This window comes from Psychrobacter sp. 16-MNA-CIBAN-0192 (assembly GCF_040309565.1).
Lineage (GTDB): Bacteria > Pseudomonadota > Gammaproteobacteria > Pseudomonadales > Moraxellaceae > Psychrobacter.
The window spans coordinates 1-23,257 of record NZ_JBEOOX010000017.1; the positions used below are offsets into that span (position 1 = coordinate 1).

General features: G+C 39.6%; 22 protein-coding genes. 14 read left to right on the forward strand and 8 right to left on the reverse strand.

From position 1 onward, the window contains the following. A partial coding sequence (locus AAEY78_RS11290) for an ArsB/NhaD family transporter (RefSeq protein WP_352339443.1) occupies positions 1-410 on the forward strand: 410 nt, incomplete at its 5' end. A 107-nt stretch (positions 411-517) separates the two neighbouring features. Here AAEY78_RS11290 and AAEY78_RS11295 read toward each other — a convergent pair. After that, positions 518-952, reverse strand: a complete 435-nt coding sequence (locus AAEY78_RS11295) for an MgtC/SapB family protein (RefSeq protein WP_352339444.1) — start codon at positions 950-952, stop codon at positions 518-520. 182 nt (positions 953-1,134) lie between these two features. On the opposite strand from AAEY78_RS11295, the gene AAEY78_RS11300 reads away from it, so the two are divergent. From AAEY78_RS11300 to AAEY78_RS11325, 6 genes are all read left to right on the forward strand, one after another. Next, entirely contained in the window at positions 1,135-2,544 is a 1,410-nt protein-coding gene (locus AAEY78_RS11300; RefSeq protein WP_352339445.1) for a hypothetical protein, read from the forward strand. Between the two features lie 691 nt (positions 2,545-3,235). Continuing rightward, complete coding sequence (bhcA, locus tag AAEY78_RS11305) at positions 3,236-4,399, forward strand: L-aspartate--glyoxylate aminotransferase BhcA (RefSeq protein ID WP_352339446.1); 1,164 nt, start codon at positions 3,236-3,238, stop codon at positions 4,397-4,399. A gap of 87 nt (positions 4,400-4,486) precedes the next feature. Then, the gene (bhcB, locus tag AAEY78_RS11310) at positions 4,487-5,467 is read left to right on the forward strand and encodes a beta-hydroxyaspartate dehydratase BhcB (RefSeq protein ID WP_352339447.1); all 981 of its coding nucleotides are present in this window, start codon (positions 4,487-4,489) and stop codon (positions 5,465-5,467) included. 124 nt (positions 5,468-5,591) lie between these two features. After that, complete coding sequence (bhcC, locus tag AAEY78_RS11315) at positions 5,592-6,743, forward strand: 3-hydroxy-D-aspartate aldolase BhcC (protein ID WP_352339448.1); 1,152 nt, start codon at positions 5,592-5,594, stop codon at positions 6,741-6,743. A gap of 140 nt (positions 6,744-6,883) precedes the next feature. Beyond that, positions 6,884-7,882: an iminosuccinate reductase BhcD gene (gene bhcD, locus AAEY78_RS11320; protein WP_352339449.1), complete on the forward strand. Its 999-nt coding sequence runs from the start codon at positions 6,884-6,886 to the stop codon at positions 7,880-7,882. A 326-nt stretch (positions 7,883-8,208) separates the two neighbouring features. Continuing rightward, a complete protein-coding gene (locus AAEY78_RS11325; protein ID WP_352339450.1) occupies positions 8,209-8,955 on the forward strand; it encodes a hypothetical protein in 747 nt (248 codons plus the stop codon). A 158-nt stretch (positions 8,956-9,113) separates the two neighbouring features. Here AAEY78_RS11325 and AAEY78_RS11330 read toward each other — a convergent pair whose 3' ends face one another. After that, positions 9,114-9,545 (reverse strand): DUF1810 domain-containing protein, encoded by a 432-nt coding sequence (locus AAEY78_RS11330; protein WP_352339451.1) that lies wholly within the window; start codon positions 9,543-9,545, stop codon positions 9,114-9,116. A 227-nt stretch (positions 9,546-9,772) separates the two neighbouring features. Between AAEY78_RS11330 and AAEY78_RS11335 the strand changes: the two genes are divergently transcribed. The 6 genes from AAEY78_RS11335 to AAEY78_RS11360 all read left to right on the forward strand — a co-directional run bounded on the left by AAEY78_RS11335 (position 9,773) and on the right by AAEY78_RS11360 (position 17,398). Then, positions 9,773-10,417 (forward strand): glutathione S-transferase, encoded by a 645-nt coding sequence (locus tag AAEY78_RS11335; RefSeq protein WP_352339452.1) that lies wholly within the window; start codon positions 9,773-9,775, stop codon positions 10,415-10,417. Positions 10,418-10,631: 214 nt separating this feature from the next. Beyond that, positions 10,632-11,771, forward strand: a complete 1,140-nt coding sequence (locus tag AAEY78_RS11340) for a M14 family metallopeptidase (protein ID WP_352339453.1) — start codon at positions 10,632-10,634, stop codon at positions 11,769-11,771. A 152-nt stretch (positions 11,772-11,923) separates the two neighbouring features. Continuing rightward, positions 11,924-12,631, forward strand: a complete 708-nt coding sequence (locus AAEY78_RS11345) for a DarT1-associated NADAR antitoxin family protein (RefSeq protein WP_352339483.1) — start codon at positions 11,924-11,926, stop codon at positions 12,629-12,631. Between the two features lie 423 nt (positions 12,632-13,054). Then, the gene (locus tag AAEY78_RS11350) at positions 13,055-14,737 is read left to right on the forward strand and encodes an NAD-dependent malic enzyme (protein WP_352339454.1); all 1,683 of its coding nucleotides are present in this window, start codon (positions 13,055-13,057) and stop codon (positions 14,735-14,737) included. Positions 14,738-15,010: 273 nt separating this feature from the next. After that, positions 15,011-15,289: a peptidylprolyl isomerase PpiC gene (ppiC, locus tag AAEY78_RS11355; protein WP_352339455.1), complete on the forward strand. Its 279-nt coding sequence runs from the start codon at positions 15,011-15,013 to the stop codon at positions 15,287-15,289. 1,272 nt (positions 15,290-16,561) lie between these two features. Further along, a complete protein-coding gene (locus tag AAEY78_RS11360) occupies positions 16,562-17,398 on the forward strand; it encodes a bifunctional allantoicase/(S)-ureidoglycine aminohydrolase (protein ID WP_352339456.1) in 837 nt (278 codons plus the stop codon). Between the two features lie 283 nt (positions 17,399-17,681). Here AAEY78_RS11360 and AAEY78_RS11365 read toward each other — a convergent pair whose 3' ends face one another. From AAEY78_RS11365 to AAEY78_RS11375, 3 genes are all read right to left on the reverse strand, one after another. Then, positions 17,682-18,635 (reverse strand): NAD(P)-dependent oxidoreductase, encoded by a 954-nt coding sequence (locus AAEY78_RS11365; RefSeq protein WP_352339457.1) that lies wholly within the window; start codon positions 18,633-18,635, stop codon positions 17,682-17,684. 485 nt (positions 18,636-19,120) lie between these two features. Further along, positions 19,121-19,645 (reverse strand): DUF302 domain-containing protein, encoded by a 525-nt coding sequence (locus tag AAEY78_RS11370; RefSeq protein WP_352339458.1) that lies wholly within the window; start codon positions 19,643-19,645, stop codon positions 19,121-19,123. 84 nt (positions 19,646-19,729) lie between these two features. Then, complete coding sequence (locus AAEY78_RS11375; protein WP_352339459.1) at positions 19,730-20,239, reverse strand: HAD-IA family hydrolase; 510 nt, start codon at positions 20,237-20,239, stop codon at positions 19,730-19,732. Positions 20,240-20,364: 125 nt separating this feature from the next. Here AAEY78_RS11375 and AAEY78_RS11380 point away from each other — a divergent pair, with 125 nt between their 5' ends. Beyond that, positions 20,365-21,012: a TetR/AcrR family transcriptional regulator gene (locus AAEY78_RS11380; protein ID WP_352339460.1), complete on the forward strand. Its 648-nt coding sequence runs from the start codon at positions 20,365-20,367 to the stop codon at positions 21,010-21,012. A gap of 5 nt (positions 21,013-21,017) precedes the next feature. Here AAEY78_RS11380 and AAEY78_RS11385 read toward each other — a convergent pair whose 3' ends face one another. Genes AAEY78_RS11385 through AAEY78_RS11395 form a run of 3 tightly spaced genes read right to left on the reverse strand, consistent with a single transcriptional unit; the run spans position 21,018 to position 23,204 of the window. After that, positions 21,018-21,809, reverse strand: a complete 792-nt coding sequence (locus tag AAEY78_RS11385) for a sterol desaturase family protein (protein ID WP_352339461.1) — start codon at positions 21,807-21,809, stop codon at positions 21,018-21,020. Between the two features lie 33 nt (positions 21,810-21,842). Further along, on the reverse strand, positions 21,843-22,469 hold the full coding sequence (locus tag AAEY78_RS11390; RefSeq protein WP_352339462.1) for a CDP-alcohol phosphatidyltransferase family protein: 627 nt from the start codon (positions 22,467-22,469) through the stop codon (positions 21,843-21,845). 51 nt (positions 22,470-22,520) lie between these two features. Next, positions 22,521-23,204: an ATP-binding cassette domain-containing protein gene (locus tag AAEY78_RS11395; protein WP_352339463.1), complete on the reverse strand. Its 684-nt coding sequence runs from the start codon at positions 23,202-23,204 to the stop codon at positions 22,521-22,523. Positions 23,205-23,257 lie beyond the last annotated feature (53 nt).

Below are 23,257 nucleotides of genomic sequence, written 5' to 3' on the forward strand. Positions count from 1 at the left end.
CTCGGGGGTATAGTTTCGTGTTTTCATTGTCGTATTCTCTCAGAAAGTTGAGCCTCCGACAATACCGGGGCGGTTCAACCTTGGGCACGGGGTTTTTATCGGCGATTACTGCTTCAATAATGAACAATATGCCAGCAACGCTAATTGGCGCACTAGCCATTGACCACGCACAAGTTCCTGCTGTAACGCGTGAGCTGATGATTTATGCCAACGTTATTGGCAATGATCTAGGACCTAAATTCACTCCCATTGGCAGCCTTGCCACTTTGTTATGGTTGCATGTTTTGGCTGAAAAGGACTATAAAATCAGTTGGGGACAGTATATGAAGGTTGGCTTACTCATTACGCCTCCGGTGCTGTTAGTGACCTTATTGGCTTTAGTATTTTGGCTGCCAATAATAAGTGGTTAAATTGTTAATGAACAAGTAACGAATCAACCAAACAGAGTGTTTAGGATAATAAAGAAGCTTGCCGATAAATATCATTTTATCGGCAAGCTTTTTTATCTTAAAGGTACCTAACGCTTATGTTTTGCTTTAAATGGGTCTGAGAATTGTAGGATTAAAAAGTTAACCACCGATAATATAATTGCAATCTCATAACGCCCATATGCCACAGAAATACCAATAGCGGCGGTATTCCATAAACTTGCAGCCGTCGCCGTTCCTTTAACACTATCGTCACCCTTAAAAATAGCGCCACCACCAATAAAGCCCATACCCGTAATGATAGCGTACATGATTCTCGCTTCTGGCTGTGAGCCATGGTAGATATCTACAGCGACCAGCATAAAAGCACAGGATGCAATACTCACTAAAGGGAAAGTTCTGAGTCCTGCACCCTTATCTTTCATTTCACGGTTTAGGGCAATCGGTAGTGAAAGAATGAACGCAATACCTAATTGAATCAGGTGATACAACATTAGTTTTAAGCTTAAATCAAAGTCGAACATGATGAAGGGCACTCTTAGCAATTGATGTGATCATATTAAATGCTAATGATAATTCAAAGGATGATATTTACAAACAATAATTTATATATATTAGGGCTATTATCGTTTATATTTCTATATTTGGAGTAAAATGATTAGACGGGGAGAGATGCTTTTTTACGAGGGTTTAAGGGAGCCTGATTGTGAAATATATACTTATTTCTCTTTACTGCTTTATACTTATATCTTGTGTCACTATCCCTGATCAGGCTTATCATAAAATTGCTTGTGCTACGCCAATATCTTGTTCTGAAAGAGAATTAGATGCGCATATTAAGCCTGTTACCAATATGGTTATTGTGAACGGTATCTCTACCTTTCGCCAAGATCAGGTAATAGCAAAAGAGGGCGATATTATTGACCCCACCACGTTTCAGCTGCTATATCTAGAGTACGCAGAAACGGGGGAGAAGTTTGAGGGTAATAGACAGCTAGCGCTTATTAAACGAGCCATAGCAACAGCGGAAAAACCCATTTACCTGATAGTTTATATCAATAGTTGGAACAATAATGCCAGTACAATGGCGCCCAGTCCAGATGTGGTTAGTTTCCCTTATTTGCTAGCGCGGCGTAGCTTTCAGAACCCCAACATGAACGTGATAGGGGTTTATATTGGTTGGCGTGGTAAAAAATATGAGCATTTCCCAGCGACTCTTTTATCGGTTAAAGATAGAGCAAAGGCGGCTGATACTATTGGTGGGCGGGGCGAAATACGTGCTGATATCATTGCTATGGTCAATCATGTACAGCAGAGTGAACACTCTGGATATACGCTGATTGTGGGTAAATCCTTTGGTGGCAGGATATTATCTCGCGCATTTTTAGATGACTTGGCGCAGACCACCACGGTTAAACAATGGCCACTGGGTGAGCGCTCTTTGCTAGTCACTTTAAACTCTGCTATAGGCGCTGATGCCTTTGACAGAATTTATCAGAAAATGCCAGCACCTGACCCCAGTACTGGCTTAGCATTGCAGCGTCCTCTATGGATAAACCTAACTTCAAAAGATGACTGGATTACCAAAAGTATTTTTCCAAAAGCACGTTTAATTGGACAAAAACTGTCCGATTGGAGCAAAAAAAACACGATAGGGCATCACATGCCTTATATTTCTCATTCAATTACCATTGAAAGAAGCCGCCTACCTTACAGCGCTTATGAATGTACATTCATACAGGATATTTTTATGCAAGGTCCTCCGAGGGCGAGAAGTAGTGCCACCTGGTTCAGACGACCTATAAGCGACAGTAATCAAGCCAATCAAGCAAAAAGTACTGAAAAAACTCGCTGTCCCGAAACCCGATATTTATATGAAAACAAAAATGCCAAAGGAGCAGAAAGTCGCTATTGCACCACTATTTTACGACCTTTGCACCCGCATTCAGACGACACATTGGGCTATATGTGGAACTTTCAAACTGATGAGAGTGTGATAGGCTATAGTGCTGAAGAAGCGAGAGTGATAAAAAATTCAGGAAAGCATAATTCTTATGTACAAACCACACTTGGACGTATGGCAGATGATATGTTATTCACTACGCCAGAACAATAGCGCATATAATTGATTTGAAAGTAAATTATCAAAGACTGCGCAAAGGTTGTAAAGGGGTAGTAGTACAAAAGAACAAGTGCTTAATCCAATTTATAGTCACTATTATTTATGCTAATGTAGCGATGGTAATGAGTAAAAACGTAAATTATGATAAACGAATAAGATTTAACTAACATATAATGGCTGTTCACCTGATACATTAAGGGAAACCAATGGCTAGATACACCTATAATGAGAAATAAATAGCGCCGCCTCTTTGACAGAATATAGGTTGTAATGGTAAAGTACAGTGGTTTCTACGATTGTTAGATTTCATGCTCAGTCTATAAACAATTTGGGTCCGTTATAATAAGATGAAGTTAAAACGGACTTGTAATAAAGTAAATTTGCCTGTATCTTAATAAATAAATTTTTGCTGATACTGTGTTTTAGGTAATGGATAAGTCTCTATACTTTTTCAACTGAAATACAGCTCACTCACTCGTACAACCGTTTACCGCAACAAACACCATAAAAAAGAATGCAGTAAGTAGAAAAATGATAAGTCATCTGCAACTCCTTTCTTTTAACATGGTTAATTTTTAAAGCCTATAACCAATAACAAAACTGTATGAGTCAGGAAGACTCTAGCTTAAACCTGCCTATACAATTTTTATGTAAACTTTATTTACACTTAACAAGGATGTGAATCATGTCACTGCAAAACCCAATTTTTATTCCTGGTCCAACTAATATCCCTGACAGACTACGCCGCGCAATGAATGTGCCGAGTCAAGATCACCGTGCGCCTGATTTTTCAGATACATTTTTGCCTGTACTATCTGGTGTCAAAAAAGTAATTGGTACGCAAGATGGTGAAGTTCTGTTATTTACTTCTAGCGGAACAGGCGGTTGGGAAGCAGCTATTAGCAATACTCTATCACCTGGTGATAAAGTTTTAATTGCACGCTACGGTATGTTTTCGCATCGCTGGATTGATATGTGTCAACGTCACGGACTTGATGTGCAAATTGTTGAATGTCCTTGGGGTACTGGCGCACCTGCCGATAAATTTGAGGCTATCTTAAGTGCCGATACAGCGCACGAGATAAAAGCAGTTATGGTCACGCATAACGAAACAGCGACTGGGGTAATGAGTGATATTGGTGCCGTCCGTAAGGCAATGGATAGCGCCACTCATCCCGCTCTACTATTTGTAGATGGCGTTAGCTCAATTGCATCTGTACCTTTCAAGATGGATGAGTGGGGCGTCGACGTTGCTGTTGCCGGTTCACAAAAAGGCTTTATGCTTGCAACAGGTATGGCAGTATTAGGCGTTAGTCAAAAAGCTTTGAGTCATATGGATGAAGCTAAACTACCACGCACTTATTTTGACTTCCGCGATATGTTGAAAGCAAATGCCAATGGCGGCTTTCCATATACACCACCGTTAAACTTAATCTATGGTTTAAGAGAAAGTCTTGAGATGTTGTCTGAGGAAGGGCTTGAAAACGTCTATGCGCGCCATTATCGTTTGGCTGAAGGTGTACGCCAAGCCGTGAGCGCATGGGGTATGAAATTATGTGCAAAAACTCCTGATCTTTATTCTAATACGGTAAGTGCTATCTTTGTTCCTGAAGGCTTTGATAGTAATGAGCTGACCGACCATGCCTTTAATAAATATGGTATTTCTTTTGGTATCGGTTTAGGTGAAATGAATGGTAAGGCGTTTAGAATTGGTCATCTAGGTTCATTGACTGAAGTGATGGTACTATCAGGATTAGCAACTATTGAGATGGCGATGGCTGACTTGAACTATCCTATCACGCTAGGTCAAGGTGTTGCTGCTGCGCAAGAATACTTCCGCAACAATTAATCCCTAAAAAAATGAATAACCGAATAAGAACAAGTTAAGAAAAAAACCACTTAACAAATTAACAAAAACCTCTAAGGTGTATTTTTTATGATAACAAATGATGATGGATTAGTGATTCCAACTCTTGATGATATGTTAGAGGCTCATGAGCGTATCAAGCCGTATATCCATCGCACGCCTGTTTTAACCTCATCATTTTTGAACGAGATGGCTGGCTGTGAGATGTTCTTTAAGTGTGAAAACTTTCAAAAAGCAGGCGCTTTTAAAGTTCGTGGCGCATCAAACGCCGTATTTGGCTTAACTGATGAAGAAGCCAAAAATGGTGTCTGTACGCATAGCTCAGGTAACCATGCATTGTCTCTATCTTATGCAGCAGGTCAGCGCGGTGTACCTTGTAATGTGGTCATGCCTTATAGCGCACCAGAAGCCAAAAAAGCGGCAGTGCGTGGTTACGGCGGGATTATCACTGAATGCCAGCCATCAACGACTTCACGCGAAGAAGTATTTGCTAAGATTCAAGCAGAAACTGGCGGCGATTTCGTCCATCCGTATAATGACCCACGCGTAATTGCAGGGCAAGCGACTTGCTCACGTGAGTTTTTAGAGCAAATGGAAGAAAGAGGCGTGAAGCCAGATATGGTTGTTGCGCCAATCGGTGGCGGCGGTATGATATCTGGTACTTGCTTAACGTTATCGAATCTTGCGCCAGACGTTAAAATATACGCGGCTGAGCCATTAAATGCTGATGATGCTGCACGTTCATTCAAAGCAGGTCATATCATCGCTGATGATGCGCCAGATACTATTGCTGATGGCCTAAAGGTTCCATTAAAAGATTTAACGTGGCATTTTGTTAGCAACTACGTGACCGATATTTTGACAGCGACTGAAGAAGAAATCATTGCTGCAATGAAGTTAACGTGGACGCATATGAAAATCGTTATTGAGCCAAGCTGTGCTGTGCCTCTTGCGGTCATTCTAAAGAACAAAGACGTTTTTGCAGGTAAAAAAGTTGGCGTTATTATCACTGGTGGTAATGTTGATCTTGATAAGTTGCCTTGGAACTAATTGCCAGCAACTAAGTATTATTCAATAAGTTTAACTTAAGCGTTAACTAAGTATAAAAATGCGCAAGTTCAAACGCATTTTTGTACTATCAAGTACAATCAATGAAAACAAATGGAGCTTGAATATGATTACTGAAGAATTAGAAGTTGGTTTTAACGTCCCTGCTGAAGTTGGTATGGATGAAGCTGATATCCAAACTCCTTGCTTGATTTTGGATCTTGACGCTCTTGAGCGCAACGTTAAAAAGATGGGCGACTATGCTAAAGATCATGGCATGCGTCATCGTAGCCACGGTAAAATGCATAAATCAGTTGATGTACAAAAACTGCAAGAAGAAATGGGCGGCGCAGTAGGCGTATGCTGTCAGAAAGTTTCTGAAGCAGAGGTGTTTGCACGTGGCGGTATCAAAGATATCTTAGTGTCAAACCAAGTACGTGAGCCTGCTAAACTTAAGCGTCTTGCTAACTTGCCTAAACTAGGTGCAAATATTACCGTTTGTGTTGATGATGTTGATAGCGCTGCTGAGTTATCAGCTGCTGCAACTGAAGCTGGCACTGAACTGAACTGCTATATTGAAATTGACTGTGGTGCGGGTCGTTGTGGCGTAACTACCACTGAAGCTGTTGTTGAAATCGCTAAAGCAATTGATGCTGCTAAAAATATCAAGTTTACTGGTATTCAAGCATACCAAGGTGCGATGCAGCACATGGACAGCTACAGTGATCGTAAAGCTAAAACCCAAGTGGCTATCGATCAAGTACAAGAAGCTATTGATGCATTGACTGAAATCGGTCTAAAGCCAGAATTCGTTTCAGGTGGCGGTACTGGTAGTTACTATTTTGAAAGTAATTCAGGCGTTTTCAACGAATTACAGTGTGGTTCTTATGCCTTTATGGATGCCGATTACGGTCGTATCTTAGATGAAGACGGCAACCGTATTGATGCTGGTGAGTGGGAAAATGCGTTATTTATCCTAACGTCTGTAATGAGCCATGCAAAACCTGACAAAGCTATCGTTGATGCGGGCCTAAAAGCTCAGTCAGTAGATAGTGGCCTACCATTCATCTACGGTCGTGATGACGTTGAATACGTTAAGTGTTCGGATGAACATGGCGTAGTAAGTGATCCAAATGGCGTACTAAAAATCAATGAAAAACTAAAACTAGTACCAGGTCATTGTGATCCTACTTGTAATATTCATGATTTTTATATCGGTGTTCGTAACGGTAAAGTTGAAAAAGTATGGCCGGTATCTGCACGTGGTCGCGCATACTAGTCAATACAAGATTAATTAGTTTAATCTTAGCAATTTAGTTTAAAGGGGCTGTTGTAGCTTTAGCCTACAACAGCCTTTCTTATTTAAACGTCTCTAAGTTTAGAAATATTGAAGAATTTGATAATAAAAAGGAATTTACAATGAGTGAAGCAAACAGTGCTAATAATGAAGGCCTAATCATCGTATCGGAAGACGCTTGTAAGTCAGTGATTGATCGTGATTCTGCTTTTACTGCGGTTGAAAATGTTTTTGCATCAATGTCGAAGGGTGACGCGTACAACTTTCCAGTTATTCGCGAAGCTATTGGCTATGCTGATGCACTATATGGTTTTAAATCAGGTTTTGACCGTGCGGGCAAATCACTAGGTCTAAAATCAGGCGGCTACTGGCCTGGTAATGCAGCTAAAGGCTTGACCAACCATCAGTCAACCATTTTCTTGTTTAATCCAGATAATGGTAAATTACGCGCACTAGTAGGCGGTAACTATTTAACAGCGGTACGTACTGCAGCGGCATCAGCAGTATCTATCGCCCATTTAGCGCGCCAAGACAGCAAAGTTATCGGTATGGTTGGCGCAGGTCATCAGTCGACGTTCCAGCTACGTGCTGCTCTTGAACAACGTAGCTTTAAGAAGGTAGTTGCTTGGAATAAAGATCCAGAGCATTTAACTAACTTACAAGCTATCGCAGAAGAGATGAATATCCCATTCGAATCTGTTGATCGTGAGCAGTTATGTGCCGAGGCCGATGTCATCATTACTATTACCTCAGCGTTTGAGCCATTATTGATGAAAGAATGGATCAAGCCAGGTACGCACATCGCTTGTATGGGTACTGATACCGTTGGTAAGCAAGAAGTTGATCCAGCTTTAATAGCTTCTGCTACGGTATTCACTGATGAGATCGCACAGTCGATCAGTCTTGGTGAAGCCCAGCATGCCATCAAATCTGGCGCGATTAAAGAGTCTGATATTACCACGCTTGGCGATGTCATCAATGGCGATCATCCAGGTCGTAGCTCAGATGATGAAGTTACTTTGTTCGATGGTACCGGTGTTGGCTTGCAAGATTTAGCGGTTGCGTCTGCTGCTGCAAGACTTGCTGTCGAAAAAGGCGAAGCTCAGCATATTTCTTTGTAATTTTACGTGCGAGCTATTTTAAAGGTTATATAACCCAAAACTTAGCTTACATTAGCTTTTAAAATTAAAAGCAGCCAAATAAAATATTTGGCTGCTTTTTTTTATGTCTAATTAAAAAGTTGTCATACCATTTTACGCGAATACGTAAAAGCATAACGCTAACGACTTATTTAAATAACCATTAAGACGATTGCATATTTTTTCGGATAACTTTTTGCTATACAAACTTACATTAATTCACTGAAGAAAAGACGCTACTGGCTTAGTATTAGGGGTCAATATTTTATACCATTCCGCCACTAATAATACTATAAGGATTCAAAATTATGTCAGATAAGACCCTTAATGCCAATGAAAGCAATCATGAAGATAAGGCAAATAACTCAGTAGATGCTCAAAAAGACAGTCCGGTAACTCATGTAGAAGTTTTAAAAGGCGATCATGTGATCTTTGAAGAAGATGAGTCTGATAAAGAAGATAAAGAAGATAAGTCTGACAAAGAAGATAAATCTGACAAAGAAGATAAATCTGACAAAGAAGATAAATCTGATAAAGAAGACAAGTCTGATAAAGAAGACAAGTCTGATAAAGAAGACAAGTCTGACAAAGAAGATAAGTCTGATAAAGAAGATAAGTCTGATAAAGAAGATAAGTCTGATAAAGAAGATAAGTCTGATAAAGAAGATAAAGAAGATAAATCGGGTTCAACGATTAATAATATATATCAGTGGGCGACTAAACTTAAAGATGACTTAATGACTGATAAAGAAGAAAGTTCTGACTCTAAAGAAACAGATAAGCAAGGGGCAGTAGTAGCTAATATCTACCAATGGGCAACCAAGCTTAAAGACGACATTTTAGCTGAAACCTCAGGTATCACTCATGATGTATCTGAAAAAGCGTTATCTATGCTGCTTAATAAACTTCTTGATGGTGCAAACGCCGAACTTGAAGGATTAGACAAAAAAGCAGATGGCTCTGATAGTTCTTCAAATGACGGAGCCGAAGAGCGTAAAAAGGTTACGGCTAAGAAAGAGAAGTATCAGAGTATGATAGATTTATTAGACAGCTAGTTGATAAACTAAAGCCTACTTATTCTCTATTTGATCTTTATTGACCTAAGTAATCTTAATTTGCATAACCTGAATCCAATGTTAGACGTTTGCATAAAGCGCTTAATATTGGATTTTTTATTGCCTATTAGTGATTGCTTTTGTTTTCTATAGCAGCTTTATTGCTCTAAAATAGCCAAGGTATTTAAATCGTATTTGCCTGAAAAAAACTGTTGTAAGAGTTGTTCGAAAACTGAATCCTCACCTGCTACCAAGGTAAATAAAGTCAATGAAGAGTGTAGTTTTAAGTGGTCTGGCGAACCAAAAATCTGTAAAGCACTTTTGTCAGCATGCATTAACAACAGTTCAGTACATTCTAATAGCCGCTTACCAAGCACCTCATGCTGCAAATATTCCTGAGCTTGCGTCAAGTTCTGTATAGCAAAACGCCGTGCCATGCTACTGTATCCTAGCCCGTGAAGCTGCGGAAAGATAAACCACATCCAATGTGTGCGTTTTTTGCCTTGAGACAGCTCGTTAATCACTGAAGAATAAATCATGTTTTGAGCGTGGACGAAATCATCAAAGACGGCTTTATTTGATAGGCTCACTGTCTCTCTCCTTGTAAAATACGAAATGTACTGTAAGCTGCGTTTTACAATTATAATATGGGTTGACTCATTGATTTTACTAAAAGATCGCTTTTAAAACCTTTTCTTAGCTTTCTATGATTATTGCAGAGCAGCTATAAAAGGTAATCATGAAAGGTAACCACTGCAATCGATACCTTTAAACCTGCAACTTTCACTCAATTATTTATCAACTTTAAAAGATACCTATGTCCTTATTATTTCCTCGCCTGTATTCTTTTCGTCGCTGCCCCTATGCGATGCGTGCCCGTCTTGGTATTTTATTTGCCGGTTTGTCTGTAGAGCTGCGCGAAATCGTTTTAAAAAATAAGCCAGCGCCCATGTTAGCCATTAGTCCAAAAGGAACGGTACCCGTGTTACAGCTTGCGGATGGTGATGTGCTTGAAGAAAGTATAGAGATTATAATGTGGGCACTTAAGCAGCAAGATCCACACGGGTTATTAGATATCACTGTATCGCATGAAGCCAATGCATTGATTGAACAAAATGATAATAACTTTAAATATTGGCTAAATCGATATAAATATGCTGATCGTTATCTTGAGATGACTCAGACAGAATATCGAGAGCAGGGCGAAGTTTTTTTACAGATTTTGGAGACATTACTGACTAAACATACCTTTTTGCTGGGTGATAGTATAACCATTGCCGATATTTGCATTATGCCTTTTATCCGCCAGTTTGCTCATGTAAATCGCGCTGTTTTTTATAATCTTCCTTATCCACATCTGCATCTATGGCTACAAAACTGGTTGGAGCATCCATTTTTTATACAAGCAATGAGCAAGTTTACGCCATGGCAAGAGGATGATGACGTTATTATTTTTCCCTAAAACATTTTTTAAATTTGGCTTTAAATGAGAAAGGCTTTTCAACGCCTTTATTGATAGTACTTTAGAAAGTATACTGAAGCAGTAAAGTTGAGGCTAGAGGTAGAAAAGCAATATCATATTTGTGCTTATTGATACAAAAATAGAAATTATTTGCTCTGACTGCTCACTCTTAAAGCACCCTCATAAAACTGAAAAATCTGATTAAGGAAAGGCTATGCGTATCACTGCTAATTTTGATGCCGGCAATATTGAGGTTATTAGTTTAGAAGATAAAAAAGACATCCAACTGGCAATTCGTCCAGACTTTGGTGGTGAGTTTTTGCAATGGTTTAATTTTCGCTTAGAGGGTCAAGTTGGGGAGCAATATGTCCTCAATATTATGAATGCGGGTGAAGCATCATATTTAAAAGGGTGGGAGAATTATCAAGCAGTTGCCTCAATTGATCGTCAGCATTGGTTTCGTTTGCCAACCTCTTATAAAGATGGTGTATTAACCATAGTGGTGGAGTTGGCGTGCGAAATTATCCAAATTGCTTATTTTGCCCCTTACAGCTATGAGCGTCACCAAGACTTACTAGCAGCTGTGCAAACATATCCGCTAGTGAGTTTAGAGCATTTAGGGGGGACATTGGATAAGCGCGACTTAACTTTGGTAAAGATTGGAAATAGCGATGGTATTGGTGACGATAATAAACGCAATATCTGGATTATTGCGCGTCAGCATCCTGGTGAGACGATGGCTGAATGGTTAGTCGAAGGTTTGATAGATAGTTTATTAGATAGTGATAATGCCATGGCTAAATTATTATTAGAAAAGGCTAACTTTTATATTGTGCCCAACATGAATCCTGATGGTAGCGTGCGTGGGCATCTGCGCACTAATGCAGCAGGGATTAATTTAAACCGTGAATGGTCAAATCCGAGTTTAGAAAAAAGCCCTGAAGTATTTCATGTTATTAATAAAATGGAAGCGACTGGTGTGGATTTGTTTTATGATGTGCATGGTGATGAAGCCTTGCCGTTTGTATTTCTTGCCGGTTCGCAAGGGACGCCAAGCTATAATGATAGATTGGCTAAACTTCGTGATAAATTTTCGGAAGTACTAAAGCTCGCCAGTGCCGATTTTCAATCTGAAGTAGGATACGATATTGATGCACCGGGACAAGCAAATATGACGGTCGCTACCAATTGGGTTGCTGAACGTTTTGATTGCCTTGCCAATACTTTAGAGATGCCGTTTAAAGATAACGATAATGTGCCTGATGCCATTACAGGTTGGTCACCGGAGCGCTCGATTAAACTGGGAGAAGCCTCGTTGATTGCTATGCTCGCGGTCGTTGATGAATTGCGTTAATGGATAACGATATATTTGGAAAGCTTACTGATTTAAATGCTGTTTTTCTCAGCTCAATTATAAAAGACCATTGATAAATCATATCATTACAAGAATTTTGTTATAAGAACATAGAGATAAGGTATAGCATTATGGAACACAGACAGAATCCCATGGAACAAACAAAAGATGCGGTAGAGCACCGACCCGTATTTATGCCTAGGGTCAACAGTGACAATCTGGTAAAAACGGATATGGTTAGGTTTGAGCGGCACGTGGGATTTGCCAGCAAACAAAAGAAAAAATCCATTAATGATATGCATCAAGTGATTCGCAAAAAATATGGCTTTAATCATGTCTTAGAGCTATCGAGTAAGTCTGGAAATAAGTTAAGCTTTTTACTAAGTCCATTAAGCTTACAGATAACAGATGAGCACGATGGCATGCAATATAGTGTCGAAAACGCTTTTCAAGCCAGTAAGGTTTTTGAAAACGGTGGTCCTTATCTTGATCTGCTAGATACGCCGCCAAGACAAGTTAAAAAAGACGAGCGCTTAATAACTTCAGGTGAGCTGATTGGCTACAATTATTTTGGTATGGAATGGAGTGTGGAGCCAGTAACTACATTTTATGATTGGTTATATGTGAATGCTCTTAAGCAAAATCCTCAATTACATGAAGAGGTTATGCAATATCAAGCCTTTACTGACCTTGAATTCAATCCAAAGAAAACCGTCCATTGCACAGCTTATGCGCTGGCTATGTTTGTGGCGCTCAATAAACGAGGCTTACTTGATAATGTTGAAGACCCAATGACGTTTTTTGACTTGTATCATGAGTTTAAAATAAGCAATACCGCAAAGCTTTTGCAAGATAATTAGTTTATAAACCATCATAATGGACAAAGTTCTTCAATTGCCTATCAATTATTAGGCGTCAGCTATTTATTAAAAGTGCTAATAGCCTTATAATGGTTAATTGTAACAACATATTTAATAGCAATGGAATGCCGCTATATTCATTCAAATCGCGAGTGTATGCTTATTACTTTTGCAAATTTAAAACTTATAACTCTAATAATTTATTTTTTCAAATGAATTATTAGATTATAACTGTCCTAGCTGTTTTTACGCATAGAGTGATTACTAAAGTTGACTTGCTATGCTTAACCTCGGTATTTAGCATATCAACTCAGTGACGCACTACATAAGAAAAAGATGCTGATGCTATGTATGGTGCAGCACTGTACAATACAGCCCGAGCAGACTTTTTTACTCATACGCCTTTAATAAGAAGATTTAATTATGTCGAACAAACGTCCTTTATACATTCCTTTTGCTGGACCCGCACTGTTAGAAACCCCATTGTTAAATAAAGGTAGCGCTTTTTCATCAGAAGAGCGTGATAGCTTTAATCTAACCGGTTTATTACCACATACGATTGAGACGATTGAAGAACAATCATTACGCGCTTATCATCAGCTTCGCTCGTTTACCACTGATATAGACAAGCATATCTACTTGCGTAATATTCAAGATACTAATGAGACGTTATTTCATCATTTGATTGAGCAGCATATTGAGGAAGTAATGCCGCTCATATATACCCCAACGGTTGGTCAAGCTTGTGAAAAATTCTCACAAATTTATCGCCGTAAGCGTGGTTTATTTATCTCGTATCCTGAACGCCACAAAATTGATGACATGCTTCAAAATGCCACCAAACAAAAAGTAAAAGTCATTGTTGTCACTGATGGTGAGCGTATTTTAGGTCTAGGTGACCAAGGTATTGGCGGCATGGGCATTCCAATCGGTAAACTATCTTTATATACGGCTTGTGGCGGTATTAGCCCAGCTTATTGCTTACCGATTTTATTAGATGTTGGTACTAACAATCAGCAATTGCTTGACGATCCTATGTACATGGGCTGGAGAAATCCACGCATTTCTGGCGATGAATATAACGAGTTTGTAGATCTATTTATTCAAGCCGTTAAACGTCGCTGGCCAGAAGTATTACTACAGTTTGAAGATTTTGCCCAAGAGAACGCCACACCATTATTGAATAAATATCGTGATGAGCTGTGCTGCTTTAATGATGATATTCAAGGAACTGCTGCCGTTTCAGTCGGTACATTGATTGCAGCGTGTTTGAATAAAGGTCAAAAACTCAGTGAGCAAAGAATAGCATTCTTAGGTGCAGGCTCGGCTGGTTGCGGTATTGCTGAGCATATTATTCGCCAAATGCAGCGCGAAGGGTTATCAGAAGAGCAGGCGCGTAAACAGGTATTTATGGTGGATCGTTATGGCTTACTAACTGACGACATGACAGAACTGCAGGAATTCCAAGCCTCATTAGTACAAAAAAGATCGGATATTGCGAGTTGGGATAAGGGCCAAGAGCTCAGTTTATCAGAAGTGGTTAAGCAAGCAAAAATCACCGTATTGTTTGGCGTGAGCGGGCAAAAAGGTCTGTTTACCAAAGATCTAATCGAATCGTTATGTGCTAATACTGAAAATCCAATTGTATTGCCGCTGTCAAATCCAACGTCGCGTATTGAAGCCACACCGCAGGAAGTGACGAACTGGAGCAAAGGTAAAGCAATCGTAGCAACAGGTAGCCCTTTCCCTAATTCAACTTATGACGGTCAGAATTTTGAGGTTTCTCAGTGTAATAATAGCTATATCTTCCCAGGTATTGGTCTAGGCGTTTTAGCAGCACGTGCGACGAGTATCAGCGATAATATGCTGACGGCTGCTAGCCAAGCACTGGCAGATATTTCAATGGAATATGAAAAAGCACCTGGTGCCATATTGCCGCCTATTAAATACATTAGAGAGATTAGCGAAAAAATAGCCTATGCTGTTGCCCTACAAGCGGTTGAAGATAAATTAGCATTACCTGTAACGCTGGAAAATTTAGAACGTCGCTTACAGTCTAATTTCTGGTTACCTAAATACCGTAACTATCGCCGTACTTCTTTCTAATCTTAGAATATATCAATAAAAAACCGACTGTTACTGTTAAAAGTGGCAGTCGGTTTTTTATTTAATTATTATTATAGAAGAAATAGGTTTGCTGGAACCGCAACATTATAATAAGCTATTTCGAAAATCCTAGTAAGTAAAAACTTTCAAATTTTTTATATAGTTTTGGCAGCAGGAGTTATTGATGAAGTAGGGTATATAAGTGAGGTCAGTAGCCAAGGTAAGTTGTGATATAATGGCTCGATAAGCGATATTTTATAAAAGGTTTACATTATGGCTCTTATAGCTAGCGCATTACATATTTTAGTAAAAGACAAAGAGTTGGCTGACGATATTATTGCTAAGCTTAAAAAAGGCGCCCATTTTGATGTACTGGCTAAGAAACATTCAACTTGCCCATCAGGTAAAAAAGGCGGCAACTTAGGCGAGTTTAAACGAGGTCAAATGGTACCTGCATTTGATAAAGTCTGCTTCAATGGCGAACTCTTTACTCCCCATTTGGTAAAAACTAAATTCGGCTGGCATGTGGTTAAAGTGCTTTACAGGACATAAGAGTTGGAACTTGAGCTTTATATAAGCTGATTAGAACATGCTTCAAGCGCTATCCTGATGCGTATATGAGCTCGAATTTTGGCACTCACGATTTGAGCTGCAATGATTAAATCATTTATGCTCTGAAACAATTTACGATCTACTAGCAGTATCACAATTATATAAACCAAAAAACAACAGTATGGTATTTTTTATGTTTACCACTTATTTCAGGTCACTGCGCCCAGATATTCTCTAATAACAATGTGAGAGGAGAATGGTATTTTATCTAGCAATATTTAGAATAAATGGCGCAGACGACTGAATTTCTATTGCACTGTTTAGCAAAATCTACTACCATATGGGGATAATCGGAACGGTTATTCCTATATAGCTATGGTAAGTCTTGGACTCTGTGTAAAGGCTTTGTACTGACATAATAGGTTAACAGTTCAGGGAAAGATTAATCATTGGATGTATGATTTGCTATAAAAAAATGATTAGAATAAGTATCTGCTTTTAAGCTTATATTTATTGGTTGTTTTAATCAGTGTAATTTATTATTTTCATTAATAATAATTGTATGTGTATAGCTAAAACTGCTTACTGATTTGTAATGGACTAAAATCACGTATACTCGCCATTCCGCGCTTGTCTGAATTGCTCCCTGATTTGTAAGGGATTAATACTCCGGTTGTGCCTAAAAATACCATGCGTGATCAGCCATGGGTTGTAGCTTACGAAAATTGAAATGTGAATATTGACTTTGCGAGTGCTTTTTTTAGTAAAGCATAATTAGGTAAAGATGTTTGCGCGATTTTTGATAAAAGAAATAACCGCTATAATATCATCTAAAATATAATATCTATAGACTGGTGCGAACAACGCTTGGGCACCTTCACCAACTGGTGCAACCTTGTATGCGGTGCATAACTCTCAAATCAATATTTTTAACATTCAAAAAGTTCTAGTCGAAAGAGAAATTTTACGTATTTCTGGCTAACAAATTTGCAACTGGCTAAATCGTGAGATTTTAGATGAATCACAGGTCTCTGCGCCATTAGAAAAAAATAGCAGCAGTGATCGATAAACGAAATAAAAACGATTTAAACCACCGGGCTATGTCTAGCGATTTTGACGATAGTATAGCCTTTCAAGCTGCACCTGATTTAGTGTTTAAAGGAAAGTCCCAGCCAAACGGGTATACCTAAACTTTGTTCCACGATTCAAACTCAAAGGTTCAGACACTTGATTTTGCAGTACAAAACCAAAAACCACTAAGGAAGATTAATAATGTCAACAAAAAGTACTTATTACGCACCAACTGGCGGATTGCCTCCTCAAACACAATTACTATCTGATCGCGCTATCTTCACTGAAGCCTATGCGATTATCCCTAAACGTGTATTAACCGACATTGTTATTAGCTATCTACCTTTTTGGACTGGCATGCGGATGTGGGTACTTGCACGTCCACTTTCAGGTTTCTCTGAAACATTCTCACAGTATATTGTCGAAATTGAGCCTAATGGTGGCTCAGAAAAGCCTGAGCTAGATGCCAATGCCGAAGGCGTTATATTCATCGTTGAAGGCGAAATGGATATTACTATTGAAGGTGAGTCGCATCATCTTGAATCAGGTGGTTATGCATTCTTACCACCTGGCTGCAAATGGACGCTAAAAAACAATAGCGACAAGCATGTTAAATTCCATTGGATTCGTAAAGCTTATCAACATTGCGAAGGCGTTGATGTGCCTGAAGCGTTTGTAACTAGTGATCATGATGTTGAAGCCATTGAAATGCCGGGTACTGGTGGCGTATGGACAACGACTAGATTTACAGAACAGTCTGATATGCGTCATGACATGCATGTAAATATCGTTACTTTCCAACCAGGTGGCGTGATTCCATTTGATGAAACTCATGTGATGGAACACGGTTTGTATGTATTGGAAGGTAAAGCGGTCTATCACTTAAACGGTGAGTGGGTCGAAGTTGAAGCAGGTGACTTTATGTGGCTGCGCGCGTTCTGCCCACAATCTTGTTATGCTGGTGGACCTGGTCCATTCAGATACTTACTGTACAAAGACGTGAATCGTCATATGCCGTTCATCCGTCCAGTAAAATAAGACATATAGATGCATAATCGTTAATTCGAATATGTCATTTATTGCCTTTAAGACTGCGCTAGCAATTAAGTTGTTAGCGCAGTTTTTTTATGAAAAAAACAAAGTTCTTGATTTATCCTTCAACCTGCATTAATTATCATTTTAAATCACAATAGCGGTAACATTAAGTGAGAAAAAATGAATCAACTTTCTCATGTTATTTTGCAGTCTCACTAGATCGCTCTCTTATTTCCTTGCAATAAAAAAACCTACCGTGACGATAGATTTTTTTGTTTCCACTGTTTTAAATAACGATATTCTCTTGTACGCCTTCTTCCCATTTAACAATATTGTCAAAGGTAATTTCAGCTCTTCTTACCATCGCTTCCTCTGTTGCATAGCCGACGTGCGGAAGAAGTACCGTGTTCGGGGCATCTAAGATAGGATAATCTGTAGGAACAGGTGGTTCCATTTCAACTCTATCTAAACCAGCACCAGCTATGGTGCCATTGTGCAGTGACTCTGCTAATGCATCATGATCAACAATCGGTCCAATGGCGGTATTGATTAAGAATGAACTGGTTTTCATCAGTGCCAGCTTATCTTTATCAATCAAGTTTTTGGTCTCAGCGGTCAGTGGGATATGAAGGGTAACAATGTCACTTGCTTTTAAGACGTCATCTAGCGACTTATATTCTACCCCTTTATCCACCAGTTCTTGTTTTATGCTTCTGTTATAAGCAATGACCTTACAGCCATAAGCCAAACCTAAATTTGCGACGGCGCTGCCGATATCGCCAGTACCTAATATGCCTAAGGTTTTACCATTTAAATCATTCTGTCGGTAACCATTCTTAGTACCACCCTCGCGGGTTATCGCATCTAGCGGCACAATATTACGTAACAGTGCCGTTATTAGTCCAAAAGTAAGCTCTGCTACCGAGTGGGTACTATAGGCTGCGGCATTTGAAACATTAACGCCTTTCTCTTTACACTTTTCTAAATCGATATGGTTATAACCAGTAAAGGCGATTGAAATATACTTTAATTTTTCTGCAGCATCAATCACATCGCTACTTAATGGTGTATTAGCAAGTACTAAAACCTCGGCATCTTTTATTCTGTTCTTAATAGTCTCGTCATCTAATTTACCATCATTATATATCACTAATTCATGACCATTATCCGTTAAAGGTTTTGTTATTATATTGAACGATTCATCATTAATCCCTAGAGATTCTAAGATTACAATTTTCATTTTTTATCTTTCCTTAGTTTTTTTGGTTATATTTATTAGCGCTGTTAAATTAATATATAAGTGTATCATTGTTGGGTCGTTTTTTGGAGTGTCTATAGATGCCTATTAGTATTGTGAGACTAGTGGCTTATATTCGGGGCAAACGCGACTTAGTTATGGCAAGAAAGTTGCGATGTCGTCTTAAACAGCTTAAATTTATCTATATTTCTATCAGCATAAAAGATAATAACTACCGTCTTAGGCACCAACTAAAAGGAGTCGTTAGAATAATCTGTTGTTTGTCTAAAAAGCTTAATAATCTATTTTAAGGCATTTAATTTGGTGTTCTTTTATATCAATTATGGTTATGCCTGATAACAGTATATTTTTTAGAGCACCAACAAAAGCATCAATGTATATATCATTAACCTGTCGTCATGTATGCTAGGTAATCATTTTATAACTCTAATGACTTAGGTGATGTGCACTCAAAAATTGTCAGGAACTTACGCTAATTTTGAGGTCGCAGCAGTGCTTAGCTTACCAAGAAGCGTGGATATGTCACTGATGACTTTGTCACACCCCTGAATATTGTGGCGTGCTTTAAGATAGTCGGGGTTATTGTATGAAAGCGTTACCTTTGTATCAGCGCCTTCGCTAATAAGTACTTTTTGCGGTAAATCAATCGCCACATTTTGAGCGCATTGCATCAGTTTGGTGCCCGCTTTCGGATTACCAAAAAGTATCACTTCTGTTGGTCTTAACTCTAAATCAGCACCTTTAGCATTTTTTTGGTGATCAATTCTGCTAAATAGCGTTAGACCTTTTTCTTTGATAATAGATTCGAATCTATCGGCAGTTTCTTTAACTGAATAATCACTCTCTAATGTGACCAATCCATCTGCAGTGTTTACATAAGTAGCAGTCTCTTTGACTGATTGGTTATTCTGAGATGTGGGCATATTTTGTCCAAGAGTTGCACAAGAGGAGGCGAGCAATGCAAAAGTGAGGATGGGAATGATTTTAATCATAAGTTTGCCTATTGGTTAGTATTTATAATGAGTGGCACCAAATAATCATTGTGCGTAACAAAGATTGATATTGCAATGACAGAGTTATATTTGCTTGCTCAAGATAGTTTGCTCAGCAAGCTGGTTCAAATCCGCTGCGACGAAATTTGGAACGGGAACATTGGCTGCTAAGAGATTGGTATTATGTGGTCGCGTGAGAAATGCGGCATGGCAGCCAGCGGCTTGTGCGCCTATGATGCCCCAAAGGTGACAGGCAACTAAGCACAGCTCTGAGGTTTCAACAGACAATTCCTTAACAACCAGATGATAAATTTCGGGAGCAGGTTTAAATTTACCGACGCTCTTAACGCTAAAGTTATGTTCAAAGAACTTGCTCAATCCTGCCTTCTCTAATGGCGTGGGTGATGTGCTACTCGGTGAGTTGGTTAAGGTTACCAATCGAAAGCCTGCACTACGCAAGTGGGTGAGGGCGCGGATAACGTCGGGATGGGCTGGCATGTTACTCAAGCGTTGTTCTGAGCTACTGTATTGCGCGCTATTTTGTTCTGAGCCATGTGACTTCCTTTCTCGTATAGATAATGAAATAAGGGTCATGATATAGCTTGGTTGCTTAACTTTAATTGGACGGTAATGACTATTCAAGATAAGGTTGAGCAATCACTCAAATTTATGCTGTCGCGTTTATCCTACTGTCATTACTTACTCACTGGATCACGGCTTTGCAGAAACTGGAATCCATCATTGCTCGTGCCACCCTTTATAATCGACAAGACTCTTTAGATCGAGCGTTACAGCTGTTCTGGAAAAAGGGTTTTCATGCCACCTCTTTAAAGGATATAGAAAAGGCGCTCGATATGCGCCCCGGTAGTATCTATGCCGCTTTCGGTAGCAAAGATGGGCTGTTTCAAGAAGCACTGGATTACTATGCCCGTATGGCAATGGCTGAGCTAGAGCTTACCTTGAGCAAACACCGCTCGCCATTGTTGGGGTTGGCGGCTTATTTGCGTTTACTTGGCGGTCTACGCGATGAGGCATTACCGAGGCGTGCGTGTATGCTGGTCAAGAGTTTATTGGAGCTTGGTGCACGCGAGGCATCAGCTTTGCAGAAAGTTGAAGCAATGCTCGCAGGGATGGAAACATACTTTATAATCTGTTTTATCAAATCGCAGCAGCTCGGAGAGATAGACAATCAGCTAAATCCTGCCCGCCTTGGTCGAAGATTGCAAGCTGAAGTCATGGTTCTACGTGCTTTTGCTCAGCGTGAAGTTGATAGTAGCGCTGTCCATGAAGTTGCCGAAGATATGGCGTTATCTTTGGAAGCGCTTTATAAAGGTGATATAAATAACATGGCAGCAACCCATGCATAAGACACTCATTTATTCTGAAATGGCATGATTAATAAGCGCCACAATGAGGCATTTTGTTGGGCAATGGGATATTCAATTAAACCGATATCAAGTTGAGCATCGGTTTTTTTTGCGACACTTTTATAGCTACCGAAAAATTTATCCCACCAAATGACACTAAAGCCATAGTTAGAATTGGTCTCACTGACGACTTGGCTATGGTGGATACGGTGCAAAATTTGGGTCATTAATATCAGGCGCGCTGGTTTTTCAATGGCTGGTGGCAGGCGAATATTGGCATGATTGAACAATGCTAAACCATTTAACGCGATCTCAAATATGAGTACGGCTATCGCAGGCACGCCCAGTACGATAACGGCAATCAGCTTTATCAGAATACTGAGTATAATTTCAAGCGGGTGAAACCTAAGACCGGTGCTGGTATCAACATGCGCATCGGCATGATGGACACGGTGCAAACGCCACAATATAGGGACGCGATGAAACAGTCGATGTTGCCAATAAATTAAAATATCAAGCAAAACCAAACTAAGCACAATGACAATAATACTTGGCAACTCTACTAGATTAAATAAGCCAATACCGTTTTTCTGGGTATAAACTGCCACCGTAGTCAGACCAATCGGTACTGCTAGGCGGGCAATAAGCGATGAGACAAATACCAAGCCAAAATTAGCGAACCAACGCTTGCTACTTTTAATGGGCGATTGTCGTGCGGGTTTTCGCCATTCAAATAGCATCATTATCACTAAAATGCTTAAAAAGAAGCCAAGTCGCCACCATATTTCATATGTCATTGGTTGCTCCATTTATTTCAGTTTCTACGCTGATTAGATTTTGCCTTCTTGCTGTTTGAGGGTATGGTAACCGCCGTATATGCGGGTAAAAATAGTAATCGTACAGACAATAGCAAAGAGCGTCGCGAAAAAGGCAAAATGCTGCGGCCAGATGCAGAAGGCTATAAATAGCGCAATAGTTTCTGTACCTTCGGTGAGACCATTTAAGTAATAAAAGCTTTTATATTTAAACTGTGGTCTATCAATTTTAAACTTTTCAGCCGCAATAGCAAAGGCTAAAAAGCTTGAGCCCGTTCCAATAAATGTCGCTAATAATAAGGCACCAGCGATTGCGTTTTGCTCAGGATTAGCAAGGATAAATCCAAGCGGAATCGCTGCGTAAAATAAAAAGTCGAGAGTAATGTCTAAGTAGCCACCAGCGCTTGAGCTTTGCTTGGCATATCTCGCTAGCGCCCCGTCAAGTCCATCAAAAATCCGGTTTAAAACAATAGCCGCTAATGCTGCATACCAATACTCAAAGGCAAGTAATGGTAATGCCAGCAGCCCAATTAAAAACCCTACCACCGTCAGCTGATCTGCCGTTATAGAACGCTTATGCAGTAGTATCACTACTGGCGTTAACAGTGGTTTTATAATGGGAGTGAGGTACTTATCTAGCATGCTGGTTGCCTTTTTGGTTCATCTGATGGCTCTAAAACTATGGCTCTAAAATTAGGGTTCTGAAACGCCTTTTAAACAAACACTCTCTAAATGAATCACTGTGCCATTGGTTGCCTCAGCATCGCTATGGTCGTGAGTGACCATAATAGCAGGTAGATTACGATTACGAATTTGCTCAAATACCAATTGGCGTGTATCTACTCTTAGTTGGGTGTCCAGCTTGCTAAATGGCTCGTCGAGTAAAATAGCTTTCGGTTCGCTAAGAAGCAGTCGTAGTAACGCAACCCGCGCTTGTTGGCCACCAGATAGGCTATCAGGATGGCGGTTGCCCATACCCGCTAAACCCACTTGTGTCAGTGCTTCATCTATTTTTTCCAGCCGTTGTTTTTTATTGATTTTTTTACCACTTTCTTTATTAGCTTTAGACATCGCAAAGGCAATATTACCCGCAACCGATAAGTGCGAGAACAATAAGGCATCTTGGTATAGCACCCCAATGTGGCGCAAATGCGTTGGCAAATTATCAATATTTTTTTCGTTCAACCAGACTTCACCATTAGCGCTAAAGCTGCTGGCAAGTGTACCGGTTAGCCAGTTTAGTAGACTCGATTTACCACTGCCTGAAGGTCCCATAACAGTAAGTATCTCGCCGCCATTGACTCGCTCATTTAAACTAAGCAGTAACTGGTCTTGACGATAAAGCTGTAAGTTTTTTATCTGTAAAGAGGATTGCATCAAGAGTCCTATAATGTGACCTATGTTTAAAAACATGAGCTTTGAGTTCTGTT